At 64.5% G+C, this 4,243-nt stretch carries 4 protein-coding genes and 2 pseudogenes; 4 read left to right on the top strand and 2 right to left on the bottom strand.

Features of this window, described 5'->3' with window-relative positions; all coding sequences use genetic code 11:
* Together WAN71_RS01380 and WAN71_RS01385 are read right to left on the bottom strand one after the other, a co-directional pair.
* Positions 1–217: pseudogene (locus tag WAN71_RS01380) on the bottom strand (aldehyde dehydrogenase family protein); the annotation flags it as partial.
* Positions 214–1,464, bottom strand: a complete 1,251-nt coding sequence (locus tag WAN71_RS01385; protein WP_422223610.1) for a 2-oxoadipate dioxygenase/decarboxylase family protein — start codon at positions 1,462–1,464, stop codon at positions 214–216. The pseudogene WAN71_RS01380 and the gene WAN71_RS01385, both read right to left, overlap by 4 nt.
* Positions 1,465–1,700: 236 nt before the next feature.
* On the opposite strand from WAN71_RS01385, the gene WAN71_RS01390 reads away from it, so the two are divergent.
* From WAN71_RS01390 to WAN71_RS01405, 4 genes and pseudogenes are all read left to right on the top strand, one after another.
* Complete coding sequence (locus tag WAN71_RS01390) at positions 1,701–2,153, top strand: Lrp/AsnC family transcriptional regulator (RefSeq protein ID WP_422223611.1); 453 nt, start codon at positions 1,701–1,703, stop codon at positions 2,151–2,153.
* 53 nt (positions 2,154–2,206) lie between these two features.
* The gene (gene lat / locus WAN71_RS01395; protein ID WP_422223612.1) at positions 2,207–3,544 is read left to right on the top strand and encodes an L-lysine 6-transaminase; all 1,338 of its coding nucleotides are present in this window, start codon (positions 2,207–2,209) and stop codon (positions 3,542–3,544) included.
* Between the two features lie 98 nt (positions 3,545–3,642).
* The gene (locus WAN71_RS01400; protein ID WP_422223613.1) at positions 3,643–4,029 is read left to right on the top strand and encodes a hypothetical protein; all 387 of its coding nucleotides are present in this window, start codon (positions 3,643–3,645) and stop codon (positions 4,027–4,029) included.
* Positions 4,030–4,117: 88 nt separating this feature from the next.
* A pseudogene (locus WAN71_RS01405) lies at positions 4,118–4,243 on the top strand (LapA family protein); the annotation flags it as partial.

The raw sequence follows: 4,243 nt of genomic DNA on the forward strand, positions 1-4,243 counted from the left end.
TGGAAAACGCTTGCGCGGCATCGGTAATGCTGCGCTCGGCCTGCTCCGAGGTGGTCTGCTCGACGGTAAACAAGACGTCGCCGGTGATCGGCGTGCTTGCCGGCAGTCCGTGCCCGCCCGGCTCACCGAGGGCGGTGTCGGTTAGGTCGCAGCCGACTGCGTCCAGCACCCGGCGCGCGCGGGTGCGCAACTCGTCAACGGTGGCGGTGGTGGTCACGCAAGTGCCTCCTTGCAGAGCGATTCGTAGAGCAGGTAAGGGTCGTGGATGCGGCGGTCGATCGCTCCCGCCATCCAGTCCATGCTGTAGCCGGAATCGTCGGCGGCCTCGTTGGCCTGGGTGTCGCGGTCCAGATTGGACCGGAAGATTCCGGCCGCTGAGGCTGGCAGGAAGTCCTCGTAGACAACGGGTTTGGATGGGTTGTCGCCGCGGTAGTAGGCCAGCCCCTGGGCGGCCATCTCATCGTCGGTCGCTGGAAAGTACTGGTCCCACACTGCGGCGGGGTCGGTCGCGCCCATCGCCGCGTCGTAACGCTCCCGGCCCTTGGGCGTCAGCGCCACGCCACGTGCCTCGACCTCGCCGAAGCGGACCCGCAGCGAACCCTCGATAACTGTCCCGTCGTCGGTGCGAAACCGGCGTGGCTCAGCGAGTGCACGAAACGACGTCTGGCGCAACAGCACCGCGGGTCCGTCCCAACGGGGCGGTCCCTGGATGGCCTCGATCATCGTGACGCCGCGCGCGGTCATCCGCCGGTACAGCTCGTCGATGTCGAGCACCCGCGGCGTGAGGTGATTGATGTGAGTGGACGTGACACCGGCGATATCGGCGGCTACCGCCGATACCCGCGATAGCTCGTCATACCAAGACTTTTCGATCGGTTGGTGTGACAGCGCGAATGCTGCCACGGCCCGGGCGACAAAGTCGTCGGCCTCGTCGGCAGCGCAGCCGCCGTCGGCCGCGATAATTCGGGCCCGCGCGATCAACGCCGGGTCGAACAGTTGGCGGCGTCCCAAAAACGTCTGCACCCGGGCCCGCAAGCCGGCGTCGAAGAAACGCGAATCGCGAAGCGCCAGCATCGAGGTAAACACCCGAAATGGGTTGCGCGCCAACTCTTGCGCGTCGATGGGTCGAAACGCCGTGGACACCACCGGAACCGGTGAGACGGCGTCGCGCAGATCGTAGTAGCCCACCGGGACCATGCCGAAGGCGCAGAAAAGGTCGGCGACAGTAGCCAACTCATCCGGCGTGCCGACCCGGATCGCGCCGTGCCGCTCGGCGGACACCCTGGACAACGAGCCCAGCAGCTGCGCGCCCGCATTGTGGGCGGCGCAATCACGGTTGACCTGGGTGCTCACCTCGACCAGCGTGGCGTACGCGGGCACCTCGCTGCCGTACATGGCTGACAACCCGGCAGCCAATCGCGCCCGTAGCTGCCAGGTCGCCAACTTCTTCACGCAGCTCACCATGCCCGATCGCTGCGATACTCTCCGGCCGTGACATCTCTGATGGCTGAAACCAGCACCTTCATGGTTCCTACTCAGCCCCAGATTCTTCTCTGCGGTGCGCCTCCCGACGCCGCACGAAGGACCAGTCCGATCCCGAAAGGAACAGTACCTTTGAGCCACGACAAATTCCGCCCCCACATGACGGAAGTCCCCACTTCGCGGATCGCTGAAGCCGCCGGTTTCCTAAGGATGGACTGATGGCTGACACGCTCGACGACATCGACCGGATCCTGGTGCGCGCGCTGGTCGCCGACGGCCGCGCGACATTGTCGGAGTTGGCCGCGAGCGCTGGACTGTCGGTCTCGGCGGTCCAGTCGCGGGTGCGCAGGCTGGAGTCTCGCGGCGTCGTCACCAGATACTCGGCGCGGATCGATCCCGAAGCGGTGGGACATTTGTTGTCGGCGTTCGTGGCCATCACTCCTCTCGATCCCTCTCAACCCGATGATGCGCCGGCTCGCCTGCAACACATCGAGGCGATCGAGTCGTGTCATTCGGTGGCCGGTGAGGAAAGTTACATCTTGCTGGTGCGCGTTGAGTCCCCGCGGGCGCTTGAAGAGCTGTTGCAGCAGATCCGGACAGCCGCCGACGTGCGAACGCGCAGCACGATCATTTTACAGACTTTTTACGATGATCGACAATTTGTACCGTAATAGTTACTGTGTGGCGTCAAAATACCGTAAAAATTACTGATACGGTGGGTGTCATGACTGGCGTACTGACACCCAACCTTGTGGCCGGTCGGCAACTCGAAGCTGACCGGGTCCACCAGGTACTGGCGCGCAGCATCCTGGTCGACGGCCTGGATTTCGTGCTGGACCTGGATCGCTCGGCCGGCTCGTATCTGGTCGATGCCCGCGATGGCCGGCGCTACCTGGACATGTTCACGTTCTTCGCCTCGTCGGCGCTGGGCATGAACCACCCGGCGCTGGCCTACGACGACGAGTTCCGTGCCGAGCTCACCGACGCCGCGGTCAACAAACCGAGTAACTCCGACGTGTACTCGGTGCCGATGGCCCGCTTCGTCGAAACCTTCGTCCGGGTGCTGGGCGATCCGGCCCTGCCGCATCTGTTTTTCGTCGACGGCGGTGCACTGGCGGTGGAGAACGCGCTGAAGGTCGCGTTCGACTGGAAGAGCCGGCACAACGAAGCACGTGGCATTGACCCGGAGCTGGGCACTCGGGTGTTGCATTTGCGTGGAGCGTTTCACGGCCGCGGCGGCTATACGCTGTCGCTGACCAACAGCAACCCGGTCGCGGTTGCTCGCTTCCCCAAGTTCGACTGGCCGCGCATCGACGCGCCGTATCTAGGTCCCGACGTCGACATCGACGCGTTGGAAGCCGAATCGCTGCGACAGGCTCGGGCCGCATTCGAGGCTTACCCACACGACATCGCCTGCTTTGTCGCCGAACCCATTCAGGGCGAGGGTGGCGACCGGCACTTCCGCCCTGAGTTCTTCGCCGCGATGCGCGCGCTGTGCGATGAATACGACGCGCTGATGATCTTCGACGAGGTGCAGACAGGCTGCGGTTTGACTGGAACCGCTTGGGCCTACCAGCAATTGGGCGTTGTGCCTGACGTGGTTGCGTTCGGTAAGAAGACGCAGGTATGCGGGGTGATGGCAGGACGGAAGGTCGACGAAATCGCGGACAACGTGTTCGCGGTGACTTCCCGGATCAACTCGACCTGGGGCGGCAACCTCACCGACATGGTCCGCGCGCGGCGCATCTTGGAGGTCATCGAAACCGACGAGTTGTTCGAGAACGCCGCCGCTATGGGCCGCTATTTACGGGCACGCCTCGACGATCTCGCCGACGACTTCCCGGCAGTCGTGCTCGACGTTCGTGGCCGCGGCTTGATGTGCGCGTTGAGCCTGCCGACCACGACCGACCGCGATGAGTTGCTCCGCCGGTTGTGGCAACGCGGGCTGATCCTGCTGCCCAGCGGTGAAGTCAGCGTGCGTTTCCGGCCGGCGCTAACCGTTGCGCGCGCCGAGATCGACGAGGCGATCGCGGCCCTCCGGTGCGTGTTTACCGCAGGCTGACCATGGGGTATACCGGTGTGGCGCGTGTGGCGGCGCGTGATAACGGTGAGGTTCCGCGGTGGATCCAAGAGCACCCGGACGCAGGATAGAGGTTCAGGATGCAACCACAACGTCAGCACACAGGCGGCGACCACCTTGGGCAGGAGGACCACGAAGTGCATGCCGCCGTCCGGTTCACGATTGTGGCCGCGATTGCAGGGGTGGCGTTCCTCGTCGTGGCCGCGCTGTGGGCCAGCACTTGTAAAGGCGCGATGGCCATCGACACCGCGGCGTGTGGTGCGCCCCAGCTCACCATCCTGGCCTTTGGCGCTCCGCTGATGCTGCTGGCAGCTGGGTGCTGGGCGTTTCTGCGCACTTATCGCATCTGGCGGGACCGTGGCATCTGGTGGGCGTGGCAGGGTGCCGGGTGGTTTCTTTTGATGCTGATGCTTGTGACGCTCACAATGGGCGTGCCTCCGATCGCGGGACCCGTTCTGCCTGGTTGACCGGACTCTTGGCAACTACTTTCGCGCCGTCACCGGGAGTTCTACCGTTGTAGGCACGGCCCAAACGGCTGGGAAAGGGGACGCACTCATGGGTGACACCTATCGTGACCCCGTTGACCATGTGCGGACGACACGGTCACATGCAGGCGAGTCGATGATCGATGTGTTGCGCTGGCCCGGCTATCTACTAGTCGTGGCGGGCGTGATCGCCGTC

The organism is Mycobacterium sp. (assembly GCF_049280035.1).
Classification (GTDB): Bacteria; Actinomycetota; Actinomycetes; order Mycobacteriales; family Mycobacteriaceae; genus Mycobacterium.